22 protein-coding genes, 1 pseudogene and 1 riboswitch are annotated in these 24,818 nt (G+C 57.7%); of the genes and pseudogenes, 15 read left to right on the forward strand and 8 right to left on the reverse strand.

Annotated features, from left to right (window positions below; all coding sequences use genetic code 11):
* Positions 1-21: 21 nt before the first annotated feature.
* The gene (gene ygiD, locus KGP25_RS20885; protein ID WP_223539571.1) at positions 22-810 is read right to left on the reverse strand and encodes a 4,5-DOPA dioxygenase extradiol; all 789 of its coding nucleotides are present in this window, start codon (positions 808-810) and stop codon (positions 22-24) included.
* A gap of 196 nt (positions 811-1,006) precedes the next feature.
* Here ygiD and zupT point away from each other — a divergent pair, with 196 nt between their 5' ends.
* From zupT to KGP25_RS20910, 5 genes are all read left to right on the forward strand, one after another.
* Positions 1,007-1,780 (forward strand): zinc transporter ZupT, encoded by a 774-nt coding sequence (gene zupT / locus KGP25_RS20890; protein ID WP_045909982.1) that lies wholly within the window; start codon positions 1,007-1,009, stop codon positions 1,778-1,780.
* A gap of 331 nt (positions 1,781-2,111) precedes the next feature.
* Positions 2,112-2,672 (forward strand): fimbrial protein, encoded by a 561-nt coding sequence (locus tag KGP25_RS20895; protein ID WP_045909983.1) that lies wholly within the window; start codon positions 2,112-2,114, stop codon positions 2,670-2,672.
* Between the two features lie 74 nt (positions 2,673-2,746).
* Entirely contained in the window at positions 2,747-5,191 is a 2,445-nt protein-coding gene (locus tag KGP25_RS20900; RefSeq protein ID WP_223539572.1) for a fimbria/pilus outer membrane usher protein, read from the forward strand.
* A gap of 9 nt (positions 5,192-5,200) precedes the next feature.
* Entirely contained in the window at positions 5,201-5,959 is a 759-nt protein-coding gene (locus tag KGP25_RS20905; RefSeq protein WP_069719954.1) for a molecular chaperone, read from the forward strand.
* Complete coding sequence (locus tag KGP25_RS20910) at positions 5,943-7,004, forward strand: type 1 fimbrial protein (protein ID WP_069719953.1); 1,062 nt, start codon at positions 5,943-5,945, stop codon at positions 7,002-7,004. Before KGP25_RS20905 ends, KGP25_RS20910 begins: the two co-directional genes overlap by 17 nt.
* Before the next feature lie 44 nt (positions 7,005-7,048).
* On the opposite strand, the gene ribB is transcribed toward KGP25_RS20910, so the two are convergent.
* Positions 7,049-7,702, reverse strand: coding sequence for a 3,4-dihydroxy-2-butanone-4-phosphate synthase (gene ribB / locus KGP25_RS20915; RefSeq protein ID WP_028017147.1), 654 nt, complete (start codon positions 7,700-7,702; stop codon positions 7,049-7,051).
* Positions 7,703-7,808: 106 nt separating this feature from the next.
* A riboswitch (FMN riboswitch) is annotated at positions 7,809-7,959 on the reverse strand.
* 119 nt (positions 7,960-8,078) lie between these two features.
* Between ribB and ubiK the strand changes: the two genes are divergently transcribed.
* Positions 8,079-8,375 carry a ubiquinone biosynthesis accessory factor UbiK gene (ubiK, locus tag KGP25_RS20920; RefSeq protein ID WP_014071796.1) on the forward strand — a complete coding sequence of 99 codons (297 nt, stop codon included), beginning with the start codon at positions 8,079-8,081 and terminating at the stop codon, positions 8,373-8,375.
* Between the two features lie 117 nt (positions 8,376-8,492).
* Here ubiK and hldE read toward each other — a convergent pair whose 3' ends face one another.
* Genes hldE through KGP25_RS20935 form a run of 3 tightly spaced genes read right to left on the reverse strand, consistent with a single transcriptional unit; the run spans position 8,493 to position 14,142 of the window.
* Positions 8,493-9,923: a bifunctional D-glycero-beta-D-manno-heptose-7-phosphate kinase/D-glycero-beta-D-manno-heptose 1-phosphate adenylyltransferase HldE gene (gene hldE / locus KGP25_RS20925; RefSeq protein WP_223539573.1), complete on the reverse strand. Its 1,431-nt coding sequence runs from the start codon at positions 9,921-9,923 to the stop codon at positions 8,493-8,495.
* 40 nt (positions 9,924-9,963) lie between these two features.
* On the reverse strand, positions 9,964-12,819 hold the full coding sequence (gene glnE, locus KGP25_RS20930; protein ID WP_223539574.1) for a bifunctional [glutamate--ammonia ligase]-adenylyl-L-tyrosine phosphorylase/[glutamate--ammonia-ligase] adenylyltransferase: 2,856 nt from the start codon (positions 12,817-12,819) through the stop codon (positions 9,964-9,966).
* Positions 12,820-12,840: 21 nt separating this feature from the next.
* A complete protein-coding gene (locus KGP25_RS20935; RefSeq protein WP_223539575.1) occupies positions 12,841-14,142 on the reverse strand; it encodes an inorganic triphosphatase in 1,302 nt (433 codons plus the stop codon).
* Positions 14,143-14,371: 229 nt separating this feature from the next.
* On the opposite strand from KGP25_RS20935, the gene KGP25_RS20940 reads away from it, so the two are divergent.
* Entirely contained in the window at positions 14,372-14,992 is a 621-nt protein-coding gene (locus tag KGP25_RS20940; RefSeq protein ID WP_025912514.1) for a TIGR04211 family SH3 domain-containing protein, read from the forward strand.
* A 60-nt stretch (positions 14,993-15,052) separates the two neighbouring features.
* Positions 15,053-16,294, forward strand: coding sequence for a multifunctional CCA addition/repair protein (locus KGP25_RS20945; protein WP_223539576.1), 1,242 nt, complete (start codon positions 15,053-15,055; stop codon positions 16,292-16,294).
* A gap of 10 nt (positions 16,295-16,304) precedes the next feature.
* Here KGP25_RS20945 and bacA read toward each other — a convergent pair whose 3' ends face one another.
* Positions 16,305-17,126 (reverse strand): undecaprenyl-diphosphate phosphatase, encoded by an 822-nt coding sequence (bacA, locus tag KGP25_RS20950; RefSeq protein WP_023617357.1) that lies wholly within the window; start codon positions 17,124-17,126, stop codon positions 16,305-16,307.
* A gap of 106 nt (positions 17,127-17,232) precedes the next feature.
* Positions 17,233-17,601: a bifunctional dihydroneopterin aldolase/7,8-dihydroneopterin epimerase gene (gene folB / locus KGP25_RS20955; RefSeq protein ID WP_023309215.1), complete on the reverse strand. Its 369-nt coding sequence runs from the start codon at positions 17,599-17,601 to the stop codon at positions 17,233-17,235.
* A gap of 107 nt (positions 17,602-17,708) precedes the next feature.
* Between folB and plsY the strand changes: the two genes are divergently transcribed.
* Together plsY and KGP25_RS20965 are read left to right on the forward strand one after the other, a co-directional pair.
* Complete coding sequence (gene plsY / locus KGP25_RS20960; protein ID WP_008502955.1) at positions 17,709-18,323, forward strand: glycerol-3-phosphate 1-O-acyltransferase PlsY; 615 nt, start codon at positions 17,709-17,711, stop codon at positions 18,321-18,323.
* Between the two features lie 90 nt (positions 18,324-18,413).
* A pseudogene (locus KGP25_RS20965) lies at positions 18,414-19,880 on the forward strand (MFS transporter).
* Between the two features lie 38 nt (positions 19,881-19,918).
* On the opposite strand, the gene KGP25_RS20970 reads toward KGP25_RS20965, so the two are convergent.
* Complete coding sequence (locus KGP25_RS20970) at positions 19,919-20,341, reverse strand: MarR family transcriptional regulator (protein WP_045909991.1); 423 nt, start codon at positions 20,339-20,341, stop codon at positions 19,919-19,921.
* A 148-nt stretch (positions 20,342-20,489) separates the two neighbouring features.
* Between KGP25_RS20970 and KGP25_RS20975 the strand changes: the two genes are divergently transcribed.
* The 5 genes from KGP25_RS20975 to ureC all read left to right on the forward strand — a co-directional run bounded on the left by KGP25_RS20975 (position 20,490) and on the right by ureC (position 24,812).
* Positions 20,490-21,503, forward strand: a complete 1,014-nt coding sequence (locus KGP25_RS20975) for an alpha/beta hydrolase (protein WP_223539577.1) — start codon at positions 20,490-20,492, stop codon at positions 21,501-21,503.
* Positions 21,504-21,650: 147 nt separating this feature from the next.
* Complete coding sequence (locus tag KGP25_RS20980; protein WP_223539578.1) at positions 21,651-22,478, forward strand: urease accessory protein UreD; 828 nt, start codon at positions 21,651-21,653, stop codon at positions 22,476-22,478.
* A 10-nt stretch (positions 22,479-22,488) separates the two neighbouring features.
* Entirely contained in the window at positions 22,489-22,791 is a 303-nt protein-coding gene (locus KGP25_RS20985; protein WP_003862556.1) for an urease subunit gamma, read from the forward strand.
* A 10-nt stretch (positions 22,792-22,801) separates the two neighbouring features.
* Positions 22,802-23,116, forward strand: a complete 315-nt coding sequence (locus KGP25_RS20990) for an urease subunit beta (protein ID WP_223539579.1) — start codon at positions 22,802-22,804, stop codon at positions 23,114-23,116.
* The gene (ureC, locus tag KGP25_RS20995; RefSeq protein ID WP_048224935.1) at positions 23,109-24,812 is read left to right on the forward strand and encodes an urease subunit alpha; all 1,704 of its coding nucleotides are present in this window, start codon (positions 23,109-23,111) and stop codon (positions 24,810-24,812) included. Before KGP25_RS20990 ends, ureC begins: the two co-directional genes overlap by 8 nt.
* Positions 24,813-24,818: the final 6 nt, after the last annotated feature.

Here is a 24,818-nt window from a genome sequence, read left to right on the forward strand (position 1 = left end):
AAGCCGCCACCCGGCATATTTTCACCCCACCTGCACCGACAGCATACTCAGGCTTCCCATCTCAATCCCATCGATCGGGATCGTCACCGGCTCCTGGCCATCCCACGCGCCAAGCACGTACAGCAGCGGCAGGAAATGCTCCGGCGTCGGGTTAGAGAGCGAACCGCCCTCATGGTCCAGATAGTTCACCAGCGGATGTGCCTCAGCCGGACCCTGCCAGGTCAGGTTCGCTTTAACGTAGTCATTAAAAGCGGTCGCCCACGGGTAAGGCGTATTCTCACCGTGCCAGCGTGCCGTGCGCAGGTTGTGCACCACGTTGCCGCTGGCCACCAGCATGATGCCTTCATCACGAAGCGTTGCCAGCTTACGGCCCAACTCCAGATGCCAGGCGGCCGGTTTGGTGCTGTCGAGACTCAACTGCACCATCGGGATATCCGCATCAGGATACATTTTAATCAGCACGCCCCACGAGCCGTGGTCAAAACCCCAGGCTTCTTTATCCAGCGCAACCGGAACAGGCGCCAGCAGTTCCACCAGCCTTTGTGCCAGCTCAGGCGAGCCGGGGGCCGGATAGTGCGTGTCATACAGCGCCTGCGGGAAGCCGCCAAAATCATGAATGGTCTTTGGCGCTTCCATGGCGGTCACGCCCGTGCCGCGGGTGAACCAGTGCGCGGATACCACCACAATCGCTTTTGGACGCGGCAGCGTCTCGCCCAGGCTACGCCATGCGCGGGTATAGACGTTGTCTTCCAGAACGTTCATTGGGCTGCCGTGGCCTAAAAACAGGGCTGGCATACGGGAAGAAGTCATGATGATATCCTTACAGAAGGTGTCAATTTAATGGTGCTACATTACGCGCAATCCGGCAAAGATGAACGCAGATAAGCGTGAAGATCATCATCAGGAAATTTGAATGTAAGGAATGTGTAAAGCCGGGGTTCGCCCCTCGCTTTGCCAGAAATGAATCATTTATATTAATGAGAATCATTATCATAAGGAGCAATGCATGTCAGTCCCTCTGATCCTGACCATACTGGCGGGCGCCGCGACGTTCATCGGCGCGATCCTCGGCGTGCTTGGTCAAAAGCCATCAAACCGCGTGCTGGCCTTCTCGCTGGGCTTTGCTGCCGGGATCATGCTGCTCATCTCCCTGATGGAGATGCTCCCTGCGGCGCTGGGCACGGAAGGCATGTCTCCGCTGCTGGGCTACGGCATGTTTGTCGTTGGCCTGCTGGGATACTTCGCGCTCGACCGCATGTTGCCCCACGCGCACCCTCAGGACTTAATGCAAAAAAACGTAGCGCCCGCGCCGCGCAACATTAAGCGCACCGCCATTTTGCTGACGCTCGGCATAAGCCTGCACAACTTCCCGGAAGGCGTGGCGACGTATGTCACCGCCAGCAGCAACCTGGAAATGGGCCTCGGCATCGCCCTGGCGGTGGCGTTGCACAATATTCCTGAAGGACTCGCGGTGGCCGGTCCGGTCTATGCCGCTACGGGCTCAAAGCGCACGGCAATCTTCTGGGCCGGGATCTCCGGCATGGCGGAAATTCTTGGCGGCGTGCTGGCCTGGCTCATCCTCGGTAGCCTGGTTTCGCCGGTCGTCATGGCTGCCATTATGGCCGCGGTTGCGGGGATTATGGTTGCGCTGTCGGTAGACGAGCTGATGCCGCTGGCGAAAGAGATCGATCCAAACAACAACCCAAGCTATGGCGTCCTGTGCGGGATGTCGGTGATGGGGCTAAGTCTGGTCTTACTTCAGGCCGCAGGCATTGGCTGACGTGACGGGCGCCTCCTGAAACGGAGGCGCCTATTATTTGTTAAAGGAATAACTTTTTACGCAATATACGCCCCGCCTCCTTCCTTATAAAAAAATCAAGTTTTTTATTGAACATTACTGTGCGTAATAACACTAAACAATGCATCCGGCATTATAATTTACACTTCTTGAAATTCATCCAGTTACAATAACCCATATTTATATTTTAATTATATCTACAATGATTTTTAAGCGTGGTTAATCGCATTGCCCATCCGGAGATCGGTATACTTTCCTGGCAATATTCTGATTAATATTCAGGATATGAATTCAACTGAAAAAGGATATTTTCATGTTTACAGGAAAAAAAGCGCTTTTAGCCGTGGCAATGGCCACGCTTATTTCTGGATCGGCATTGGCTGCAGAACAAGGCTCAGGCAAGATCAAATTCAAAGGGGTGGTGATTGATGCGCCGTGCAGCATTGCTCCTGATAGCGTTGATAAAGAAGTCGATCTGGGTGAAATTACGACTGCCGTAATTAATGCCAATAAAAAATCGTCACCCGTTGCGGTAGATATCAACCTGGAAAACTGCCAGCTGGACGATCCAGGCGATGAAACCGATACCCCAATCACCAAAGTTGACGTCACGTTCACCAGCTCCGCCACAGATACAACGGATACCAGCCTGATGACCAACACGTATGCCAGCGGTGCGCAGAACGTGGGCGTCCGTCTGCTGGATAATGCGGAAGCGAACATCACCCTGGGTAGCGCCAGTGAAGTTACCCTGCTGGCAGGCTCCGCCACCCAGACGCTGCACTTTAAGGCGCAGATGGAAGTGCTGAGCGGCAAAACGGCAACGCCGGGTCAGGTTGAAGCCACCGCAAACTATGTGCTGGCATATAAATAATTCGAATTTACCTCGTTATCTACCGACTGGCTCGTTATGCCAGTCGGCATTTTATATTTACCTTGAGCAACAGGATGATGAAACATAAATCAACATGCATAATCATCATTACCACCCTGTTAATGACGAAAGTCGCCTCTGGTACCGAATTTAATATTAATGCCATCGATAAAGATCAGCGCAACAGCGTCGATTTAACACAGTTTAAAGATCGCGCCTCCGTCGTCCCCGGTCGTTATTTTGTTACGGTTTCAATTAATGACACCCCCTTAGCAAACGGCTGGCAGTTAACGTGGAAAAAAGTGAATGATGCAGTTCAGGTCTGTATTCCCGCCGAACTGGCCGACACGTTCGGCCTGCAGGATAAAATACGGGAATCGCTCACTGAAAAAGAGGGCTGTATAGACTTCGCCCCGCTGCCGGACATTCATTTTACCTTTGAACAAGCAAGCCAGACGCTAAACGTGTCCATTCCCCAGGCGTGGCTGCAGTACCGTTCTGCCGACTGGATGCCCCCGTCAACCTGGGATAACGGCGTGGCGGGCGTCCTGCTGGACTACAATCTTTTTGCCAGCCACTACCAGCCCAACAGCGGTAGCAGTTCAGATAATGCCAACACTTACGGCACGGCGGGCGCGAACGTCGGCGCCTGGCGGCTGCGCAGCGATTATCAATACAACCAGACGCACGCGGACGGCGGTTCAGAGCATAACGGGCGCTTCTCGCGCGTTTATATGTTCCGCCCCCTCCCCACCATGGGCGCAAAGCTGATGCTCGGCGAGACGGATTTCCAGTCGTCAATTTTCGACGCCTTCACCTACACCGGCGCGTCGCTTATCAGCGATGAACGCATGCTGCCGTGGTCACTGCGCGGCTATGCGCCACAAATCTCCGGTATTGCCCAAACCAACGCGACGGTCACCGTAAGCCTTGCCGACAGGGTCATCTATCAAACAAAAGTCCCGCCGGGCCCGTTCATCATTCAGGATCTCAACCAGTCGGTGCAGGGCACGCTCGACGTGAAGGTGACGGAAGAAGATGGCCGGGTGAGTACGTTCCAGGTCTCCGCCGAATCCGTCCCCTTCCTGACGCGTCAGGGCCAGGTTCGCTACAAGCTGGCGGCAGGCAAGCCGCGAAAGGACGCATCGCATGACGTTGAGGACAGCACCTTCATGAGCGGCGAGTTTTCCTGGGGTATGCTGTCGCAAACCTCGCTCTATGGCGGAACGCTGGCCGATGGTGACCACTACCGCGCTCTGGCCGCCGGGCTGGGACAAAACATGGCGTATCTGGGCGCACTCTCGTTTGATATCACCCGGGCCACCAGCCAGCTGCCGGGCGCGGATCCGCAGACGGGCTATAGCTACCGTTTTAACTACAGTAAACGGTTCGACACCACCGGTAGCCAGCTTACGCTGGCGAGCTACCGCTACTCGGACCGTCAGTTCCTGAGCTATGCGCGCTATCTGGATGACGACAACAGCGACAGCCAGACGGAAAAACAGACCCTCAGCGTCACCGCCAGTCAGTACATATCGGCCCTCTCGCTAAACCTTTATCTGAGCATGCTGCGCCAAACCTGGTGGGACGACTCGCCTTCCACGACCGGCAGCGTCACCGCAGGCTATAACTTCGACCTTGGCCGCTGGAAAAACCTTGGCCTGACCCTGTCGCTGAGCAGAACCCATTACGAAGATGATGAAGAGGACGATAACCAGTTTTATCTCTCGCTGAGCGTGCCGCTCGATCCTGACCATCGCCTGAACTACGACCTGCGGAACGGCGACAGCCTGAGCCAGAGCGTCTCCTGGTACGATACCTCTGACCGGAACAATACCTGGGGCGTTTCTGCTGGCACCGAGAGCGAAAAAGCCGATGCGGGCGCACAGTTCAGCGGAAACTATCAGCACTATTCTTCACTGGGGGATCTCAACGTCTCGGGCAGCTATAAGGCGAATGAGTACAACTCAATGAGCGCCAGCTGGAACGGATCGTTTACCGGGACGGCGAAAGGGTTTGCCCTGCACCGTCGCAGCTACGGCAATGAGCCACGCGTCATGGTCAGCACTGACGGCGTGGGCCATATCCCGCTGAACGTATCGCATGACGAAACCAACGCGTCGGGTATCGGCGTTCTGCCGTCGTTTTCCAGCTATACCCCGGCCAGCGTGCGGGTCAACATGAACAATTTGCCTGACGGCGTTGACGTCGATACGCGGGTGGTCACCTCCACCTGGACAGAAGGCGCCATCGGCTATCGTCAAATCGCGACCCGAGCCGGTAACGATATTGCCGGCATTTTGCGAACGCCTTCCGGGACACCGCCGCTCGGCGCCCTGGTCCGCCTGCAGGATAACGGCCTGCAGGTCGGCATGGTCGCCGAGGAGGGCCGCGTCTGGCTGGGCGCCGTCCAGCCTGAGCAACAGTTCCTGGTCACGTGGGGAGACAACCAACAGTGTCGCTTCTCGTTACCTTCTCACCTTGAAAACAGTATGCAGCTCATGCTGCCTTGCCAGTAAGAAACCATGATGAAACTCACCCCACTCAAGGCCCTGAGCCTGATGTTGCTCGGCACCGCATTGAACGCGCATGCCGCCATTAACCTGGACCGCACGCGGATCGTTTTTCCCGAAGGGGACAAGGCAAGCAGCCTGAAAGTCGATAACCAGAGCAAAACCTTACCCTACCTGGCGCTTTCCTGGATTGAAGACGAAAACGGGCGCAAAGAGGACAGCCACTTCATGGCGCTGCCGCCCATTCAGCGCATAGAAGCGGGCGCATCATCGCAGGTCAGGATTGTGAAGCAGGCGGCGGTTGGGCAGTTGCCGAAGGACAGAGAGTCGCTGTTTTACTTCAACCTGCGCGAAGTTCCGCCCAAAAGCGGCGCCAGCGAGGCGCGCAGCGTTATGCAGGTGGCCATGCAGAGCCGCATTAAGCTGTTCTGGCGGCCAAAAGCCATCACCAAAAAGCCGGGTGATCAAAGCGAAATGCGCATGGAAATTACCGCCACCGCAACGGGGCTCAGCGTGCATAACCCCACGCCCTATTACATCACCCTCGCGTGGCTGAGTAAAAATGCGAAAACCCAGCTGCCGGGCTTCGACAGCCTGATGATTGCTCCGTTTGCCACGGCGTCCACCTCTACCGGCGACTACCACGGGAGCTACTACAGCGTGGGTTACATTGATGATTACGGCGCGCTGAAAAAAGTGGACGTTACCTGTGCGGGTAAGGCGCCATGCCAGCTCAGCGAGCGGAAGGGTCAAAACAATGCGCAAGCTCGTTAATTGTCTGTTTTTGCTGCTGTTTACCCTTCTTCCCGTCAGAGAGGCGCTGGCGCTTGACTGCTATCTCGGCGTTTCCGGCGGGCCCGTCGAGGAGACAAAAACGATCTCCCCTTTTGCCATTCCCAGCAACGCGCAGGTGGGGGAAAAGATATGGGAATCTGACGATATCAAAGTCCCTGTGACCTGCGACCACAACACCACCAGTAATTTTGAAAAAGAGGACATCTACGCCTGGGTTAACCCCTACCCGTCGGCGTCCGATCCCTACTACGAGCTCGGCGTAACCTATGAAGGGATTGACTACGATGCGACGGGGCAACCCAACGGGGTTGATACCTCCCAGTGCCTTGATAACAAACAGATCACTATCTATACCCCCGCCCAAATCCAGCAAATGGGCTGGGAGAACCGCATCTGTTCCGGCAATGCGAACGACATTCACACCTCACGCACGTTCATCGTGCGCTTTCGTCTGTACGTCAGAATCAAGGTCATGCCGCCGCACGGCTACGTCAGCACGCTCGGGGACTATATCGTGGTGCAGTTCGACGGCAAGGGCGGCGTCAACCAGATGTCCGACGCGAAAAACCTGAAGTATCATATTAATGGCCTGAACAATATCACCGTGCTGGACTGCGGGGCGACCTTCAGCATCTATCCGGAAAATCAGGAGATTGATTTTGGTACGTTCAGCGCTCGCGACATAATGAATCAGGGAAAGCGAACGCGCACGTTCTCGGTCAGAACGACCAAGATACAGGACGCCGAGTGTTCCGATGGGTTTAAAATGGATTCGTCTTTCTATACGAACGAGACGCTGAGCGAAGAAGATACCGCCCTGCTCATCGGTAACGGCCTGAAATTACGCATCCTGAACGGAACGCAGCCCTACACCTTTAACCGATACGAAGAGTATGCCGATTTTACCGGCAGTACGTTGCAGTACGAACAGACCTATACCGCTGAGCTGACGCCGGTACCGGGTAAGGCGATCCAGTCCGGACCGTTTGAAACCGTGGTGCTGTTCAAAATTAACTACCACTAAACGTAAAAAAGCCGGGTTTCCCCGGCTTTTTCACATCAGCTGTTTCAGCTGGCTTTGCGCTCGTGCGCCTGGCGGTACTCGACCAGATCTTCAATCGTGACCACCGGCATGTTGTGCAGACGCGCAAAGGTGATGCACTCCGGCGCGCGCGCCATGGTGCCGTCATCGTTGGTCAGTTCACACAGCACGCCCGCAGGTTTGAAGCCCGCCAGCGTCACCAGATCGATGGTCGCTTCGGTGTGGCCGCCGCGGGTCAGGACGCCGCCAGCCTGCGCGCGCAGTGGGAAGACGTGGCCTGGACGATGCAGATCGGAGGGCTTCGCATCATCAGCAATGGCGGCACGTACGGTGGTCAGACGGTCAGCCGCAGACACACCGGTGGTCACGCCATGCGCCGCTTCAATGGTCACGGTAAATCCGGTACCAAAGGCGCTGGTGTTGTTTTCGACCATCATCGGCAGCTCGAGCTGCTTACGACGATCTTCAGTAATACACAGGCATACGATGCCGCTGCCGTGACGGATGGTCAGCGCCATCTGTTCAACGGTCATGTTTTCGGCGGCGAAAATCATGTCGCCTTCGTTTTCACGGTTTTCATCGTCAAGCACCATCACACCGCGGCCTTCGCGCAGTGCATCCAGTGCATGTTCAACACGTTGAGTTGAAGTGCCAAAAGAGGAAAGTAGCGTCTGATTCATGGTAAAAAAACCTCATTAACATTATGGTTACCAGAATCAGGGCAGTCTTAGGAGCGCCGTATAAGCGGCAAAAAGATAACGTGAGCGGGCCCATGCCCGACTGGATCGTTACTCTCTCCCATCCGGACTCTAACCGTCGGCCCCGGAATTACACCGGATCTGCTGACCTTTGAGAATTCACCCAAAGCGCTCGCGGGCTTTCAGCGTTAAGCTGATTTACCGCCGGTGGGGAATTTCGCCCCGCCCTGAGAATAAGCGAGATAACTATAACGCTATTGATTATCCTGGGCAATGCATAAGCATCAAACAATTTTGTTTACCCCGGGCATGACGCGCTACAATGGACACTGACACCTTTCCATCAAGGGAAACGACAATGATTGACCCGAAGAAAATTGAGCAAATTGCGCGTCAGGTTCATGAATCCATGCCGAAAGGCATTCGTGAATTTGGTGATGACGTTGAGAAGAAAATCCGCCAGACGCTGCAGGCGCAGTTGGTTCGCCTTGATCTAGTCAGCCGCGAAGAGTTTGACGTGCAGACCCAGGTTCTGCTGCGCACCCGCGAGAAGCTGGCACTGCTGGAACAGCGTCTGACCGAGCTGGAAAACCGTAATGCACCGGAAGAAGTGAAGCCGGCACCGGCTATTCCACCGGTGGACGACCAGGAGTAAGTGCGGCCTGTTGTGCCCGGTGGCGGCTACGCCTTACCGGGCCTACATGAACGCGTAGGTCGGGTAAGGCGCAGCCGCCACCCGACATAAAAAAACGGGCCAACTGGCCCGTTTTTTTTACTGACTGTCTTTCTGGATCTTCTTGATGATGTTGGTGGTGGAACACCCGTCCTCAAAGTTGAGCACCATCACCTCGCCGCCGTTGGCCCAGACTTCTTCGCTGCCTGCGATTTGCTCCGGCTTGTAATCCCCGCCTTTCACCAGCAGGTCCGGCAGAATACCGGCAATCAGGCGCTGCGGCGTGTCTTCTTCAAACGACACCACCCAGTCCACGGCTTCCAGCGCGCCGAGCACGATCATACGCTGCTCCAGCGGGTTCACCGGACGGGTTTCCCCCTTCAGACGTTTGGTCGACGCATCGCTGTTCACTGCCACAATCAGACGATCGCCCAGCTTGCGCGCATTCGCCAGATAGGAGACATGGCCCGCGTGCAGAATGTCGAATACGCCGTTGGTCATTACCACTTTCTCACCGCGCTTGCGCGCGGCGGCGACAGCCACCTTCAGCTCGGCTTCGGTCATCACACCGAAACCGGTGTCAGCACGGCCGCGCACCGCGTTTTCCAGCTCGATTGGGGACACGGTTGAGGTACCGAGTTTACCGACGACCACACCCGCCGCGGCGTTAGCGAAGTAGCACGCCTCTTCCAGGGAGTTACCCGCGGCCAGCGTCGCCGCCAGCACGCCGATCACCGTATCACCGGCACCGGTCACGTCGTACACTTCCTGCGCCTGGGTTGGCATATGCAGCGGCGCCTTGCCCGGCTGCAGCAGCGTCATCCCCTGCTCGGAGCGGGTCACCAGCAGCGCAGAGAGCTCGAAGTCAGCAATGATCTTCATGCCGCGCTCAACCAGCTCTTCCTCGGTTTTGCATTTGCCCGCCACCGCTTCAAACTCGGAGAGGTTTGGCGTCAGCAGGGTTGCGCCGCGATAGCGCTCAAAGTCGGTGCCTTTCGGGTCGATCAGCACCGGTACGCTGGCCTTACGCGCCAGCTGGATCATCGTCTGCACGCTGGCCAGCGCGCCTTTCGCGTAGTCGGACAGCACCAGCGCGCCGATATTGCCCAGCGCCTGGTTAATCCGCTCGTGCAGCGGCTCGGGATCAACGCCTTCGAACCCTTCTTCAAAGTCGAGGCGGATCAGCTGCTGGTTGCGTGACAGCACGCGCAGTTTGGTGATGGTTGGGTGGGTCGGAACAGAAACGAAGTCGCACTTCACGTTCACGTCCGCCAGCGACTTGCTCAGCGCGCGCGCCGCATCGTCGATACCGGTCAGGCCAACCAGACGCGAGTGCGCGCCCAGAGAGGCTATGTTCATCGCCACGTTTGCCGCGCCGCCTGGACGCTCTTCAATGGTGTCGACCTTAACCACCGGTACCGGTGCTTCCGGAGAGATGCGGCTGGTCGGTCCATACCAGTAGCGATCCAGCATCACATCCCCAACAACCATTACTCCAGCACGTTCAAACTCTGGCAGTGTTACTTTCATTCCTGACTCCAGAAAGATTCACAATTTGCGCGCGATAATATCACACTTGATTTGTTACGCACGGTTCCACCAGCCACTTCTGCCAGCTGGCCGTTACCTGAGCGCGTTCTGCGACAAAACAGTCCAGCGCCACGTGGCCCGGCTGCTCCTGCAGCGCCAGGTGGTGAAGTTCGTCGCGCAGCGTCGTGTAGGCGCGGGTTAAGGCCTGCGCCTCCTGCTCGTCCATGATGTCGTTTTGCGCCAGCAGTTCCAGAATGCGCACGTTATCGGACCAGCGGGTCAGCTTCGGCTTGTCGTGCGCGTGGAGCAGCACCAGATACTGGGTAATGAACTCAATATCGGTAATCCCGCCCTCGTCGGCTTTGATATCAAAGCGATCGCGGTGTTTATTACCCAGATGCGCGCGCATTTTCTCGCGCATCTCACGCACTTCGGTCTGCAGCGTACTGCCCTCGCGCGGGGTGGTCATGACGTCCTTACGAATGGCATCGAACTCCGCTTTGAGCTGCGGATCCCCATACACCACGCGGGCGCGCACCAGCGCCTGATGCTCCCACGTCCAGGCTTCATTCTTCTGGTAATCGGCGAAGGATTCCGTTGAGGTGACCAGCATGCCCGCCGCGCCGGACGGACGCAGGCGCGCATCGACTTCATACAAAATGCCCGACGAGGTGCGGGTGCTGAACAGGTGCATAATGCGCTGGGCCAGGCGCAGATAGAACTGACGCCCGTCAATCTCGCGCTCGCCGTCGGTCATCACGTCAACCGGGCAGTCGTGCAGGAAGATTAAATCCAGATCGGAGCTGTATCCCAGCTCCCAGCCGCCGAGCTTGCCGTAACCGACCACGGCAAACCCTCGTCCCTCGCGGTCAGCAAGGTGCTTCGGCTGGCCGTAGCGGGCCACCATCTGCACCCACGCCTGCTGCACGACCGCGTCGATGATCGCCTCCGCGAGCCAGGTTAAGTGATCGCTCACTTTCATCACCGGCAGCGTTCCAGCGATGTCCGCCGCCGCCACGCGCAGCATCTGGGCCTGCTTAAACTGACGCAGCGCCTCCAGCTGCTGCTCTTCGTCCTCTTCCGGCACGCGCAGCAGATACTGACGCAGCTCGTCACGGTAGGCATCCGTCGCCGTGGGTTGATACAGGGTATTCGGGTCGAGCAGTTCATCCAGCAGCAGCGGATAGCGCGCCAGCTTGTTGGCCACCATCGGGGAGGCGGCGCAGAGCGTAATCAGGTGCTTGAGTGCCCCCGGAAACTCGCTCAAAAGTTCAAGGTACGTGGTGCGCGTGATGATCCCGCTCAGCAGCGGCATCATGCGCGACAGCGGCACCGGCGCATCCGCCCGCGAGCAGACCTCGCTCAGCAGGTGCGGCATCAGGTGATCCAGCACCTGTCGACCGCGCGGGCCGATGGCGCGCTTGTTCAGCTCAAGACGGAAATCGGCAATCAGCGCCACCACGCGATGGCGCGCGTCGTCGGTTAAATGCGTCAGCACCGGCGTGGTGTCATCTTCCTGGAGCGCGTCCTGCCACAGCTCGCGCCAGTGCTCGGAAAGCGCATCGTCCTGCGATTCACTTTCATCATCACCAATCAGTTCGTTAAAGATGCGGCGCACGCCTGCCATGTGGGCATCGAGCCGTTCGGTCAGCGTTGACCAGTCATCCACGCGCATGCCCCAGGCAAGACGCGCCCGGTTAAGGTCATCCCCCGGCAGGGTCTGGGTCTGTTCGTCGTTGATGCTTTGCAGCAGGTTTTCCAGACGACGCAGGAACAGATAGGCCTCGCGCAGGGTTTGCGCGTCGCCGTCCGGCAGCAGGTGAAGCTGCTCAATGGCGCTCAGCGTCGGGAGCAGCGAGCGGGATTGTAGCGACGGCTCGCGCCCGCCGCGAATCAGCTGGAAGACCTGGACGATAAATTCGATTTCGCGAATACCGCCCGCGCCAAGCTTGATGTTGTCCTTCAGCCCGCGACGGCGAACCTCACGGGCAATCATCCCTTTCATATTGCGCAGGGACTGGATGACGCTGAAGTCGATATAGCGACGGAACACGAACGGGCGCAGCATGGCGCGCAGCTCGTTGGCGTAAGTATCCTCGCTGTCGCCCATGATCCGCGCTTTGACCATCGCGTAGCGCTCCCAGTCGCGCCCCTGCTCCTGGTAGTAATCTTCCAGCGCGGCAAAGCTCAACACCAGCGGCCCGCTATCGCCGAACGGACGCAGGCGCATGTCCACGCGGTAGACAAAACCATCCTGCGTCGGCTGATCCAGCGCCTTAATCAGACGCTGACCGAGACGGGTAAAGAACTGGGCGTTGTCCAGCTCGCGACGGCCGCCGCGCGTGGAGCCGTTCTCAGGCCAGGCGAAAATCAGGTCGATATCGGAGGAAAAGTTCAGCTCGCAACCGCCCAGCTTGCCCATCCCCAGAATCAACAGCGGCTGAGGAACCCCTTCCTCGCTGCACGGCGTGCCCCACTCTTTACAGCAGGCGGCGTAGAGCCAGTCGCGCGCGGCGACAATCAACGTCTGCGCCAGCTCGCTTAACTGCTGCAGCGTACTCTCTTCACTCACCAGTTCCAGCGCCTGCGCCCAGGCAATGCGCACCATCACACGACGGCGGAACTGACGCAGGACGCGCATCAGCGTCGCCTCATCCGCGACGTCTTCAAGCGCGGCCTGCAGCCAGCCGGCATAATGCCGCCACTCGTCCGCCTGCGGCGGTGCGTTCTCAAGCTCAGCCAGCCAGTCCGGGTAGACGGCGATGCTTTCCTGCACAAAATCACTGAAGGCGAGTACGCTTTTCGCCTGCTCGCTTAACGATGACGCCGGTAATGACTCAGGCAGACGTTCGCAAACGGTCTGCCACTGCTGCTGTAACGGTGAAGAAAGCGGCATTCTAGGTGTTCCTTGCCAGAGTTAACGTTTTCCGCTGTGCAGCCAGTACGGCTCCTGCGAAATGGCCTCATTACGGAAATGCTCAATTTCAATATGCTGACGGGTTTCGATGGCATGCTTCAGCCCCTGCCAGTTTTCCAGCCACGCATGCGCCTGTGGCCCGTCGTAGGCACCGGAAAGGAGCAGCATGCTGTCGATGTTGCGCGAAAGACGGGGAAGCTGATCGCCATACTTATCGCCGAGCGGATACGCAAAGGCGCTCTTCAGTTCAGCGGCATGGCGGGAAAGATGAATGTCCGCGAAACGCTTAAAGTTTTCCGCGATTTTGGCCTCGGCTTTCGCATCCAGGAAGGCGCGCCAGCCGCGCGTGACCAGAAACTCGGTCAGCGCCAGTTTTGCCGAAGCGGCTTGCGGGCTGTAAATCGCCGTTTGCGCCGAGACGTCCGAGAACATCAGCGTTTCGGTTTGCGTCAGCAGATCACGTAAGTGAGCGCTCGCTTTGCGAGGAACGATACCGCCGGACAGCGCCAGGGTATGGCGCACCAGGGCAATCGCCGCGAGAACGTGAGATTTAGCGTTTTTCACATTTCGCACCCACAGCTCTTCGTGGTACTGCCACTGCGAAAGCGCCAGCTCCAGCGCAGCTTCCAGCCCCTGCTCAACGCTGGCTTTCGGCGCAACGCGCAAAATGGTCGTCTCTTTAAGGACGCGCGGCGCATTTCCGGCCGCCAGATGGTAACCCCGCGCGGCTTTACTCAGGCTTCCCTGACGCAGTCCGGACTGGCTCACCAGCCTGCGCGCCAGCTTCAGCACGTCATTTGCGTCCCCTTCCAGCAGTTCAAGCTCCAGTTCACAAATGGGTTCCTGGAACTCCCCCGCCTTCACCTCACCGAGATCGAGAGCGATTTCGATGCGGCTTTTACCTTCCGTCACCAGCCATTTCTCGCGCCAGAAATCGGTGCTGAACAGCGGCTGCACCTGTTCTGCCAGCGTGGCAGGCAGCTCGCCTTCCGGCCAGACGTCCGCCGGGAAGCGTTCGAGCTCAAGTTCTGGCTGACTGATGTCGATATTGTATTCCGGACGCTGATGTAACCCGCCGACCACGCGGCCGGCAGTTTTCATCGTCATCTCGTAGCGCCCGCTCGCGCCACGGATGCGCAGCCCCATATCGTGACGGCGCAGCCAGTTGTCCGGCGTTTCGTAATAGATATTAAGCAGTTGTACCGGTGCATGGTGTTCGCCGGAGAGCGTATGCAGATGCTGGCGGAGTGCGTCAACGCTGTCTTTTTCGACGATAAATTTTAATTCGATTTCCTGAGCCATAGCCTTGTACTTTTGCGGGCGTCACAGACGCGTCAATGAGGGCGAACTTCCTCGCCATTTGTTTGTCAGTACATAGTATTTTGCGCCAAATTGCCATGCAATGAGCAATTTGTCGGGCGTAAATGTCCAGAGTCGTGACACAGATGATTCTGATTGCTGACGAATGCTTTGCGTAGAGACACTGTTGCCACTACTATCGTTCCACTATTTATGAAAATAACGACTAATGATGCTTAAATTACGCCTGATTGGACTTACTTTACTCGCTTTTAGCGCCGCAACAGCCGTGCACGCTGAAGAGAAGCGTTACGTTTCTGACGAACTGAACACCTGGGTACGCAGTGGCCCCGGAGATAATTATCGCCTCGTGGGCACGGTCAATGCCGGCGAGGAAGTCACCCTGTTACAGACCAACGCGGACACCAACTACGGTCAGGTTCGCGACAGCTCTGGCCGTACGTCCTGGATCCCGCTGAAAGAGCTGAGCACCGTGCCAAGCCTGCGCACCCGCGTGCCGGATCTGGAAAATCAGGTGAAAACCCTGACCGACAAGCTGAACAACATCGACGGAACCTGGAACCAGCGTACCGCCGAAATGCAGCAGAAAGTGGCGCAGAGCGACGGTGTGATTAACGGGCTGAAAGAAGAGAACCAGAAGCTGAAAAACGAGCTGATTGTCGCGCAGAAGAAAGTGAATGCCGCCAACCTGCAGCTCGATGACAAACAGCGCACCATCATCATGCAGTGGTTTATGTATGGCGGCGGCGTGCTGGGCGTCGGTCTGGTGCTGGGTCTGGTTCTGCCGCACCTGATCCCAAGCCGTAAGCGTAAAGATCGCTGGATGAACTAATTCGTCTTCTCTGCCAGACTTACGTATCATTCTGGAAAAGAGAAAACGGGAGTGTCAGGCGTGAAGAGTTATCTGGTCGGTGGTGCGGTTCGTGATGCGTTGTTAGGTCTGCCGGTCAAAGATAAAGACTGGGTGGTGGTGGGCGCCACCCCGGAAGAGATGCTCGACGCGGGCTACCAGCAGGTAGGCCGCGATTTTCCCGTGTTCCTGCACCCGAAAACCCGCGAAGAGTATGCCCTGGCGCGTACCGAGCGGAAATCAGGTTCGGGCTATACGGGCTTCACCTGCTATGCCGCGCCTGACGTCACGCTGGAGGAAGATCTCCTGCGTCGCGATCTGACCATTAACGCGCTGGCGCAGGACGAGCACGGCCAGATTGTTGACGCTTATGGCGGCCAGGACGATCTGCGCAACCGTCTTTTACGCCACGTCTCCCCGGCGTTTTCTGAAGATCCGCTCCGCGTGCTGCGCGTGGCGCGTTTTGCCGCGCGTTACGCCCATCTCAGCTTCCGTATTGCCGATGAGACAATGGCGCTGATGACCGCCATGACCGAGGCGGGCGAACTTGAACACCTGACGCCAGAGCGCGTCTGGAAAGAGACGGAGAATGCCCTCACCACGCGTAACCCGCAGGTCTTTTTCCAGGTCCTGCGCGACTGTGGCGCGCTGAAGGTGCTGTTCCCGGAAATAGACGCGCTGTTTGGCGTCCCGGCTCCGGCGAAATGGCATCCGGAAATTGATACCGGCGTGCACACGCTGATGACCCTGAGCATGGCGGCCATGCTCAGCCCTGACGTGGACGTGCGTTTTTCCACCCTGTGCCACGATCTGGGCAAAGGCTTAACGCCAAAAGAGCTCTGGCCACGGCACCACGGTCACGGTCCGGCAGGGGTGAAGCTGGTCGAGGGGCTGTGCCAGCGTCTGCGCGTGCCGAACGAAATCCGCGATCTGGCGAAACTGGTGGCCGAATTCCACGATCTGATCCACACCTTCCCCATCCTGAAACCGGCCACCATCGTTAAGCTTTTCGATAACATCGACGCCTGGCGCAAACCCCAGCGCGTGGAGCAAATCGCGCTGACCAGCGAAGCTGACGTGCGCGGGCGTACCGGGTTTGAAGCGTGCGACTACCCGCAGGGACGTTTACTGCGTAAAGCCTGGGAGGTAGCGAAAGCGGTGCCGACGAAGGACGTCGTCGAGGCGGGATTCAAAGGACCGGAAATTCGCGAAGAACTCACGAAACGGCGAATTCAGGCGGTCTCTGACTGGAAGGAAAAGCATTGCCCTCAGCCAAAAGACTGAGGGCCATCGGTCAGAAGAAGACCACGTATACCGCAGCGGCAACGATGAAGCGATAGATCGCGAACGGAATGAACGAGATACGCTTAATCAGCTGCAGGAAAGTTTTGATGGCAATCAGCGCCACGATAAACGCGGTGATGAAGCCAACGGCGAACATGGGAATGTCGCCCGTGGTGAGGAAACCGATGCTTTTATAGAGGTCAAGCGCGGTGGCACCCATCATCATCGGCACCGCCAGCAGGAAAGAGAACTCTGACGCGGCGTAACGGCTTACGCCCATCAGCATCCCGCCGGAGATGGTTGCGCCTGAACGCGAGAAGCCCGGCCACAGCGCCAGACACTGGAAGCAGCCAATGATAAACGCCTGACGATACGTCATATCGTCCAGCCCTTCCGCGCGCGGCGTTTTTGGCTTCAGCACTTCCGCGGCGATCAGCAGGAAGCCGCCCACCACCAGCGCGTACATCACGTTAATTGGGTTAAACAGCGATTTGATGGCGTCGTGGAAAACCAGCCCCAGCACCACTGCCGGGACCATCCCGAGCAGAATATGGATCAGCGACAGGCGGCCTTTACTCATCCCTTCGTGCTGCGGAGGACGGCCAAAATGGATACCGATCAGGCCAAACAGACGGCGCCAGAACATCACCACCACCGCCAGAATCGAACCCAGCTGGATAACCACTTCGAACGTTTTGGCGGTATCGCCTTCAAAGCCCAGCAGATGGCCAACGATAATCATATGGCCGGTACTGGAAACCGGTAAAAACTCCGTCAATCCTTCGACCACACCCAGTATTGCCGCCACCAGCAGCGAGTGCATATCGCTCATCTATAAACCCCTAAAAAAAAATAAAAAAAACGGTCGCCCCAACGGCTACCGTGAAAGATACAGCTATAAGACAGATATAACCTAAAAGGGTTTAGCTATTATGACGTTAAATCTTGCCTTTCAGATTTGTGCCACGCTCGATGATGACGCCAACGTTGGCGGCGCGCGCCACCGCGCCCGGCTTGCTCAGCTTGATGCGCACCCACGGTGAGTTGAATTTTTTCAGCAGCAGTTCTGCGACTTCTTCCGCCACCCGTTCGACCAGCGCAAAACGTTGCCCTTCAACGTGGGCGATGACCGTTTCACTGATATCGGCGTAGCTCAGACAGTCATTCACGTCATCACTTTTTGCCGACTTGCGGTTATCCCAGCCCATTTCGATATCGAACACCAGCTTCTGCTCGATGGTCTGTTCCCAGTCGTAAACACCAATAGTGGTGATTACCGAAAGTTGCTCTATAAATACAATATCCATCACGACCTGCCTGCTTTTTGGCTAAACCGGATACCACTTCCGGCGAATTATGCGTATTATCCACAGATGCTGAGAATACAGATACATTTTCAAAACGGAACAGCGTTATGAGTGCAATCGCGCCTGGAATGATCCTCCTCGCCTATCTTTGCGGCTCAATCTCCAGCGCCATTCTGGTCTGCCGCATCGCCGGGTTACCTGACCCGCGTGAAAGTGGTTCCGGGAATCCGGGAGCGACCAACGTACTACGAATTGGCGGCAAGGGAGCAGCCGTAGCGGTTTTGATTTTTGATGTTCTGAAAGGGATGTTGCCCGTCTGGGGCGCGTATGCACTGGGCGTCACGCCGTTCTGGCTGGGGCTTATTGCGATTGCTGCCTGTGTCGGCCACATCTGGCCCGTATTCTTCGGTTTTAAAGGCGGCAAAGGTGTGGCGACCGCCTTTGGTGCCATTGCGCCTATCGGCTGGGACCTAACCGGCGTGATGGCCGGGACCTGGCTACTGACCATTCTGCTGAGCGGCTATTCGTCGCTGGGCGCCATCGTCAGCGCGCTGATCGCGCCGTTCTACGTCTGGTGGTTCAAGCCCCAGTTTACCTTCCCGGTGTCGATGCTCTCCTGCCTTATCCTGCTGCGTCATCACGATAATATTCAGCGCCTGTGGCGTCGTCAGGAGACAAAAATCTGGACGAAGCTCAAGAGGAAGAAAAAAGACGCCCCGTAAGGTTAGTTATGCCTTATAGCCAAATGTGATTTTGGTCACCTTCTGCCTGTGGTAACTGTTAATGACACAACACAACCACATCAGAAGAAAATGGCAGAAATCACAGAAACCACTCCCCTTTCAACGGCAGGAAAACACCCCGATGGCGACATCCAGTGGGTGCGCAGCGCCTCGGATGTCTCACGCCTCGTTAATGACGGTTCTCAGGGTCGGGCCAATGCTCGCATCGTGGTCGGTATCGCGCTGGGCGGGATTTTCCTCGATGCCTACGATCTGGGCGCGCTGGCCTTCGGCATTAAAGACATCACCCGCGAATTTAACCTGACGCCCGCCGGTACCGGCATGGTGGCCTCGGCCATTACCTTTGGCGCCATTGTCGGGGCGCTGCTCGGCGGTTATCTCACGGATAAAATCGGGCGCTATCGCGTCTTTATGGCTGATATGGTGTTCTTCGTCGTAGCGGCTATTGCCTGTGCGCTGGCTCCGAACGAATATGTGCTGGCGGGTGCCCGCTTTGTCATGGGGCTTGGCGTCGGGATCGACCTGCCCGTGGCGATGGCGTTTTTAAGCGAGTTCGCCAGGCTGAAAGGCCCCGGCAATAAGGCCTCCAGCGTCGCCATGTGGTGCCCCACCTGGTATGCCGCCATCAGTATCTCCTACCTGCTGGTGCTTTTCTTCTACGCCGTGCTGCCGGAAAGCCACAGCGACTGGCTGTGGCGTTTGATTCTCGGCTTTGGTGCCGTGCCGGCGCTGGTGATTATTGCCATCCGCAGCCGCTATATGAGCGAATCGCCGGTCTGGGCGGCAAATCAGGGCAACCTGAAGGAGGCAGCGTCCATTTTACGCCACTCATACAACATCAATGCCCACGTACCGCAGGATGCGCTGAGCCAGCCAGCCCCCGTCGTGAATAAAGCGAAATGATCCAACTACCTGAACCTGTTCCGCGGGATCTATCTGCGGCGCACCACGCTCGCCACGCTGCTGTCCGTCGTCTCCTCGTTCGCCTATAACGCGGTGGCGTTTGGTCTGCCAGTGATCATCTCCAGCTTCTTTGTCCAGTCGATGCTGACCACCATCCTGATATCTCTGGCGCTTAACCTGCTGTTTGCCTTCGTTGGCGGACTGCTGGCGGTACGATACGTGCCACGCTTCGGCGCATGGCGAATGTCGCTGGCGGGTTACGCCTGCCAGCTGGTCGCGCTGCTGGGCCTGAGGCTGATTGGTCGTCCGGAAGGCGCCACCGAAGGCGTGCTTGCCGTGGCGATGCTGGCGCTATTCCTGTTCGGCCAGGGCTTCGGCCCGGGCGCACATACCATGACGTTTGCCTCGCTGAGCTACCCGACCTCGCTGCGCGGCGTTGGCGTCGGCCTTAACCAGACGCTGATGCGCAGCAGCTCGACGCTGTCGCTGTTTCTATTCCCGCTGCTGGTCGCCTCACTCGATACCGCCGTGTTCTGGGTAATTGCGCTGGCGCCGTTTATCGGCCTGGCCTCGCTGCTGGCGATCCGCTGGGAGCCGTCGGGGTATGATGTGGATGCGGAGGATTACCGATAATGACCTCGCTTCGGTGGGTTAACCCCACCGAAGGATTCTTACAAATCATCCAGCAGCGTTCGGGAAAGTTTTTTCAGCATCTCAAGCTCTTCATCATTCATCCGCATGCTGCAGCGTATCTGGTCCGGCAGCGCCATCACCTGCTTTTTCAGTGCGTTAGCCTTCTCCGTCAGAACGACATTTTTCATTCTTTCGTCACCCACAACCGCGATACGGTTGAGAAACCCTTTTACCTCAAGCTTTTGCACCAGCGGGGTCAATGTGCCCGAATCAAAAAACGTCTTATCGCTGAGGTCGCGAAGTGGAATGTTGTCTTTCTCATAAAGCGCCATCAAAACAACAAATTGCGGATAGGTAAGATCCATTTCCTGCAATAAGGGACGATATTGCCGAACGAACGCGTTGGTGACCGAGTACAGTGAGAAGCAAAGTAAATCATCTAACGTCTTGTTTTCTTTCATTTCTCTTTCAACCCTTAGTCAGTTTTATAAAAAAATTATAAATAAAGTTTGACTAAAAGTATCTTGCGCGCAAGTATTACAACAACAACTCAATAGCGCACTACTTAAATAACGTCACTGTTTAACTCTCGCTTAAAGAGGTACTACCATGAAAACATTAGCCGCCATCCTGGTTTCTTCCGTGTTCGCGTCTGCTGCAGCGTCCGCTCACACCACCAATACTCCTACCCCGACCGCAGGCGTACAGGCATTTCTTAATGTTCTGAATTCGGGCAAGGGCAAGCCAATGGAACAGATGACCCCGCAGGAGGCCCGCCAGGTACTGATCGGCGCGCAGCAAGGCGCTAAACTGCCGCCCGCTCAGGTTTCAGAAAAAACGATCCAGGTAAATGGTCAGGCGATCAAACTGAAAATAGTGAAACCTGAAAAGGCGACCGGCACGCTCCCGGCATTTATGTTCTTCCACGGCGGCGGCTGGGTGCTGGGTGATTTCCCAACCCACGAACGCTTAATCCGAGATCTGGTTCGCGCGTCAGGTGCCGCAGCGGTTTACGTTGATTACACGCCGTCACCTGAGGCCCATTTCCCGGTGGCCATTCATCAGGCCTTTGAAGCGACAAAATGGGTAGCCGAGCACGGTCAGGAAATTGGCGTGGACGGTAGCCGTCTGGGTCTGGTCGGTAACAGCGTGGGCGGCAATATGGTGGCTTCCGTGGCGCTGCAGGCAAAACAATTTAATGGGCCAAAAATTCGCTACAACGTCATGCTCTGGCCTGTGACCGATGCGAATTTTGATACTGCCTCGTATAACCAGTTCGAGAACGGCTATTTCCTGTCGAAAAACATGATGAAATGGTTCTGGGATAACTACACCACCAACGCGGCCGATCGCAACAATATCCTTGCCTCTCCGCTTCGCGCCAGCGCCGCGCAGTTGAAAGGCTTCCCGGAGACGCTGATTCAGACAGCAGAACTGGACGTTCTGCGGGATGAAGGTGAAGCATTCGGGCGTAAGCTGGATGCGGCTGGCGTCCCGGTGACCGTCACGCGCTATAACGGCATGATCCACGATTACGGCCTGCTCAATCCCCTGAGCGAAGAGCCTACGGTCAAGGTAGCCCTGGAGCAGGCTGGCGCAGCGCTGCATGAGCACCTGAAATAACGGCATCGCGATGTTTGTCAGACAGCACGCCCTCCGGGCGTGCTTTTTTGTTTCGTCTTAACCGCTATCCATAAGCGACTCATATGACAGCCTTCATTTCTGCCAGGGCATACTGAAACGACCCGATGATGAGCAGATGGATGCAGCATGTTAGCAGCTCAGGTCACTGATAATTCGTACAAAGGCTGGCAGGCGTCGCTTGCCCTGCAGTTTTGTCACACCCCTGAGAAAACCCTCCTGCACTCCGCTCATCACGTCGGGCCGCTTACCGTTCAGCGTCCATTTTATCCCGAAGGCGAGACCTGCCACCTCTATCTTCTGCACCCGCCGGGCGGGGTTGTGGGCGGGGATACGCTGGATATCACCGTGCGTCTGGAGGCCAAAAGCCATGCGCTTATCACCATGCCCGGCGCCAGCAAGTTCTATCGCAGCAGCGGCCCGCAGGCTCGCCTGCATCAGCACTTTTATCTCGATGAGGGATCCACGCTGGAGTGGCTGCCGCAGGACACCATTATCTTCCCCGGTGCGAATGCCGCGCTGCGCTCCGTCTTCCACCTGAAGGCCTCCAGCACGCTGCTGGCGTGGGAGCTGTACTGCCTGGGACGACCGGTAATCAATGAGACCTTCAGCCACGGCACGCTGGAAAGCCGCCTTGAAGTCTGGGTTGAGGACGAGCCACGCCTGATTGAACGTCAGCACCTTGCCGACGGCGATCTCACGCCCGTCGCCGGGCATCCGTGGATTGGCACGCTGCTGTTCTACCCGGCCAGAGAAGAACATCTCGACGCGGCGCGTGCGCTGCTCGCCCCGCTGGATACGTTTGCGGGCGCCACGCTCGCAGACGATCTCATGTCGGTGCGCTTTCTCTCCCACGATAACCTGATTTGTCAGCGGGTGATGCGCGACGTCTGGCAGTCGCTTCGCCCGCTTCTCACCACCAAAACCGCCTGTTCGCCGCGTATCTGGCAGACATAAGAGAAACGTTATGGAACTGACCCCCAGAGAAAAAGACAAGCTGTTGCTGTTCACCGCCGCGCTGGTTGCCGAACGCCGCCTTGCGCGCGGGGTAAAGCTCAATTACCCGGAATCGGTCGCGCTGATCAGCGCCTTCATCATGGAAGGCGCGCGCGATGGTGAAACCGTCGCCTCGCTGATGGAGGCGGGCCGCCACGTCCTGACCCGCGACCAGGTGATGGAGGGCGTGCCGGAGATGATCCCGGATATCCAGGTGGAAGCCACCTTCCCGGACGGGTCCAAGCTCGTCACCGTCCACAATCCGATCGTCTAAGGAGCGCGTGATGATCCCAGGCGAATACCAGATCCAGCCCGGCGCGATTGCGATCAACGTCGGGCGCGAAACCCAAACCGTGGTTGTCGAAAATCACGGCGACAGGCCGATCCAGGTCGGATCGCACTATCACTTTTACGAGGTCAACCCGGCGCTGAAGTTTGACCGCGAGGTGATCCGGGGCTACCGGCTGAACATCCCGGCAGGTACCGCCGTGCGCTTTGAGCCCGGCCAGAAGCGCGAAGTGACGCTGGTTCAGGTCACGGGTGCGCAGCGCATTGTCGGCTTTCGCGGCGAGGTAATGGGTGAGGTGAAACATGGCTGAGATTTCGCGCCAGGCCTATGCCGATATGTTCGGCCCCACCACCGGCGATAAAGTGCGGCTGGCCGACAGCGAGCTGTGGATTGAAGTGGAAGACGATCTCACGATCTACGGCGAAGAGGTCAAGTTCGGCGGCGGGAAGGTGATCCGCGACGGCATGGGCCAGGGGCAGATGACCGCAGACGACTGCGTGGATCTGGTGCTGACCAACGCGCTGATCGTCGATCACTGGGGGATCGTGAAAGCCGATATCGGCGTCAAGAACGGGCGGATTTTTGCCGTCGGCAAAGCCGGCAACCCGGACATTCAGCCCGGCGTGACGATCCCGATTGGTGCCGCAACCGAAGTCATCGCCGCCGAAGGGAAGATCGTCACCGCAGGCGGGATCGACACCCACATCCACTGGATCTGCCCGCAGCAGGCGGAGGAGGCGCTGGTCTCCGGCGTCACCACCATGATCGGCGGCGGCACCGGACCCGCAGCGGGCACCAACGCCACCACCTGCACGCCAGGGCCGTGGTATATCGCCCGCATGCTGCAGGCCGCCGATACGCTGCCGGTGAACATCGGCCTGCTCGGCAAAGGTAACGGATCCAATCCGGACGCCCTGCGCGAGCAAATTGCCGCGGGCGCCATCGGGCTTAAGATCCACGAAGACTGGGGCGCGACGCCTGCGGCGATCAACTGTTCTCTGGAGGTGGCCGAAGAGATGGACATTCAGGTGGCGCTGCACAGCGACACGCTGAACGAGTCCGGGTTTGTCGAAGATACGCTGGCCGCCATTGGCAGGCGCACCATCCACACCTTCCACACCGAAGGGGCGGGCGGTGGCCACGCGCCGGATATCATCACCGCCTGCGCGCACCCGAATATTCTGCCCTCCTCCACCAACCCGACGCTGCCCTACACGGTGAATACCATCGACGAGCATCTCGACATGCTGATGGTTTGTCATCACCTCGACCCGGATATCGCCGAGGACGTGGCGTTTGCCGAATCCCGCATTCGTCGGGAGACCATCGCCGCCGAAGACGTGCTGCACGACATCGGCGCGTTCTCGCTCACGTCGTCAGACTCGCAGGCTATGGGCCGCGTCGGGGAAGTGATTATCCGTACCTGGCAGGTGGCGCACCGCATGAAGGTCCAGCGCGGCGCGCTGCCGGAAGAGACCGGCGAGAACGACAATTTCCGTGTGAAGCGCTACGTCGCCAAATACACCATTAATCCGGCGCTGACCCACGGTATCGCCCATGAAGTAGGCTCGATTGAGGCGGGCAAGCTGGCAGATCTGGTGGTCTGGTCCCCGGCGTTCTTCGGCGTAAAACCCGCCACCATCGTCAAAGGCGGGATGATCGCCTGTGCGCCGATGGGTGACATCAACGCTTCAATCCCCACGCCGCAGCCGGTCCATTACCGCCCGATGTTTGGCGCGCTGGGTGCCGCGCGCCACGCCACGCGGCTGACGTTTGTCTCGCAGGCGGCTCACGCGAACGGTATCCCCCAGCAGCTCAACCTGCAGAGCGCCACGGCGGTGGTAAAAGGCTGCCGGACGGTGAAAAAGGCCGACATGATCCACAACGCTCTGCAGCCGAACATCACCGTTGATTCGCAAACCTACGAGGTGCGAGTCGACGGCGAACTGATTACCAGCGAACCGGCTGACGTTCTGCCGATGGCGCAACGCTATTTCCTGTTTTGAGGAGTG

It is taken from the genome of Enterobacter sp. JBIWA003, from assembly GCF_019968825.1.
In the GTDB taxonomy this organism is placed as follows: Bacteria; Pseudomonadota; Gammaproteobacteria; order Enterobacterales; family Enterobacteriaceae; genus Enterobacter; species Enterobacter quasiroggenkampii.

Coding starts and splice junctions, on each gene's coding strand:
- KGP25_RS20985 (WP_003862556.1), top strand. CDS start 22,489: ATGGAACTGACCCCCAGAGAAAAAGACAAGCTGTTGCTGTTCACCGCC.
- folB (WP_023309215.1), bottom strand. CDS start 17,601: ATGGATATTGTATTTATAGAGCAACTTTCGGTAATCACCACTATTGGT.
- KGP25_RS20940 (WP_025912514.1), top strand. CDS start 14,372: ATGCTTAAATTACGCCTGATTGGACTTACTTTACTCGCTTTTAGCGCC.
- KGP25_RS20935 (WP_223539575.1), bottom strand. CDS start 14,142: ATGGCTCAGGAAATCGAATTAAAATTTATCGTCGAAAAAGACAGCGTT.
- bacA (WP_023617357.1), bottom strand. CDS start 17,126: ATGAGCGATATGCACTCGCTGCTGGTGGCGGCAATACTGGGTGTGGTC.
- KGP25_RS20895 (WP_045909983.1), top strand. CDS start 2,112: ATGTTTACAGGAAAAAAAGCGCTTTTAGCCGTGGCAATGGCCACGCTT.
- hldE (WP_223539573.1), bottom strand. CDS start 9,923: ATGAAAGTAACACTGCCAGAGTTTGAACGTGCTGGAGTAATGGTTGTT.
- ribB (WP_028017147.1), bottom strand. CDS start 7,702: ATGAATCAGACGCTACTTTCCTCTTTTGGCACTTCAACTCAACGTGTT.
- KGP25_RS20990 (WP_223539579.1), top strand. CDS start 22,802: ATGATCCCAGGCGAATACCAGATCCAGCCCGGCGCGATTGCGATCAAC.
- plsY (WP_008502955.1), top strand. CDS start 17,709: ATGAGTGCAATCGCGCCTGGAATGATCCTCCTCGCCTATCTTTGCGGC.
- ureC (WP_048224935.1), top strand. CDS start 23,109: ATGGCTGAGATTTCGCGCCAGGCCTATGCCGATATGTTCGGCCCCACC.
- ubiK (WP_014071796.1), top strand. CDS start 8,079: ATGATTGACCCGAAGAAAATTGAGCAAATTGCGCGTCAGGTTCATGAA.
- glnE (WP_223539574.1), bottom strand. CDS start 12,819: ATGCCGCTTTCTTCACCGTTACAGCAGCAGTGGCAGACCGTTTGCGAA.
- KGP25_RS20975 (WP_223539577.1), top strand. CDS start 20,490: ATGAAAACATTAGCCGCCATCCTGGTTTCTTCCGTGTTCGCGTCTGCT.
- KGP25_RS20970 (WP_045909991.1), bottom strand. CDS start 20,341: ATGAAAGAAAACAAGACGTTAGATGATTTACTTTGCTTCTCACTGTAC.
- ygiD (WP_223539571.1), bottom strand. CDS start 810: ATGACTTCTTCCCGTATGCCAGCCCTGTTTTTAGGCCACGGCAGCCCA.
- KGP25_RS20910 (WP_069719953.1), top strand. CDS start 5,943: ATGCGCAAGCTCGTTAATTGTCTGTTTTTGCTGCTGTTTACCCTTCTT.
- KGP25_RS20900 (WP_223539572.1), top strand. CDS start 2,747: ATGATGAAACATAAATCAACATGCATAATCATCATTACCACCCTGTTA.
- zupT (WP_045909982.1), top strand. CDS start 1,007: ATGTCAGTCCCTCTGATCCTGACCATACTGGCGGGCGCCGCGACGTTC.
- KGP25_RS20905 (WP_069719954.1), top strand. CDS start 5,201: ATGAAACTCACCCCACTCAAGGCCCTGAGCCTGATGTTGCTCGGCACC.
- KGP25_RS20980 (WP_223539578.1), top strand. CDS start 21,651: ATGTTAGCAGCTCAGGTCACTGATAATTCGTACAAAGGCTGGCAGGCG.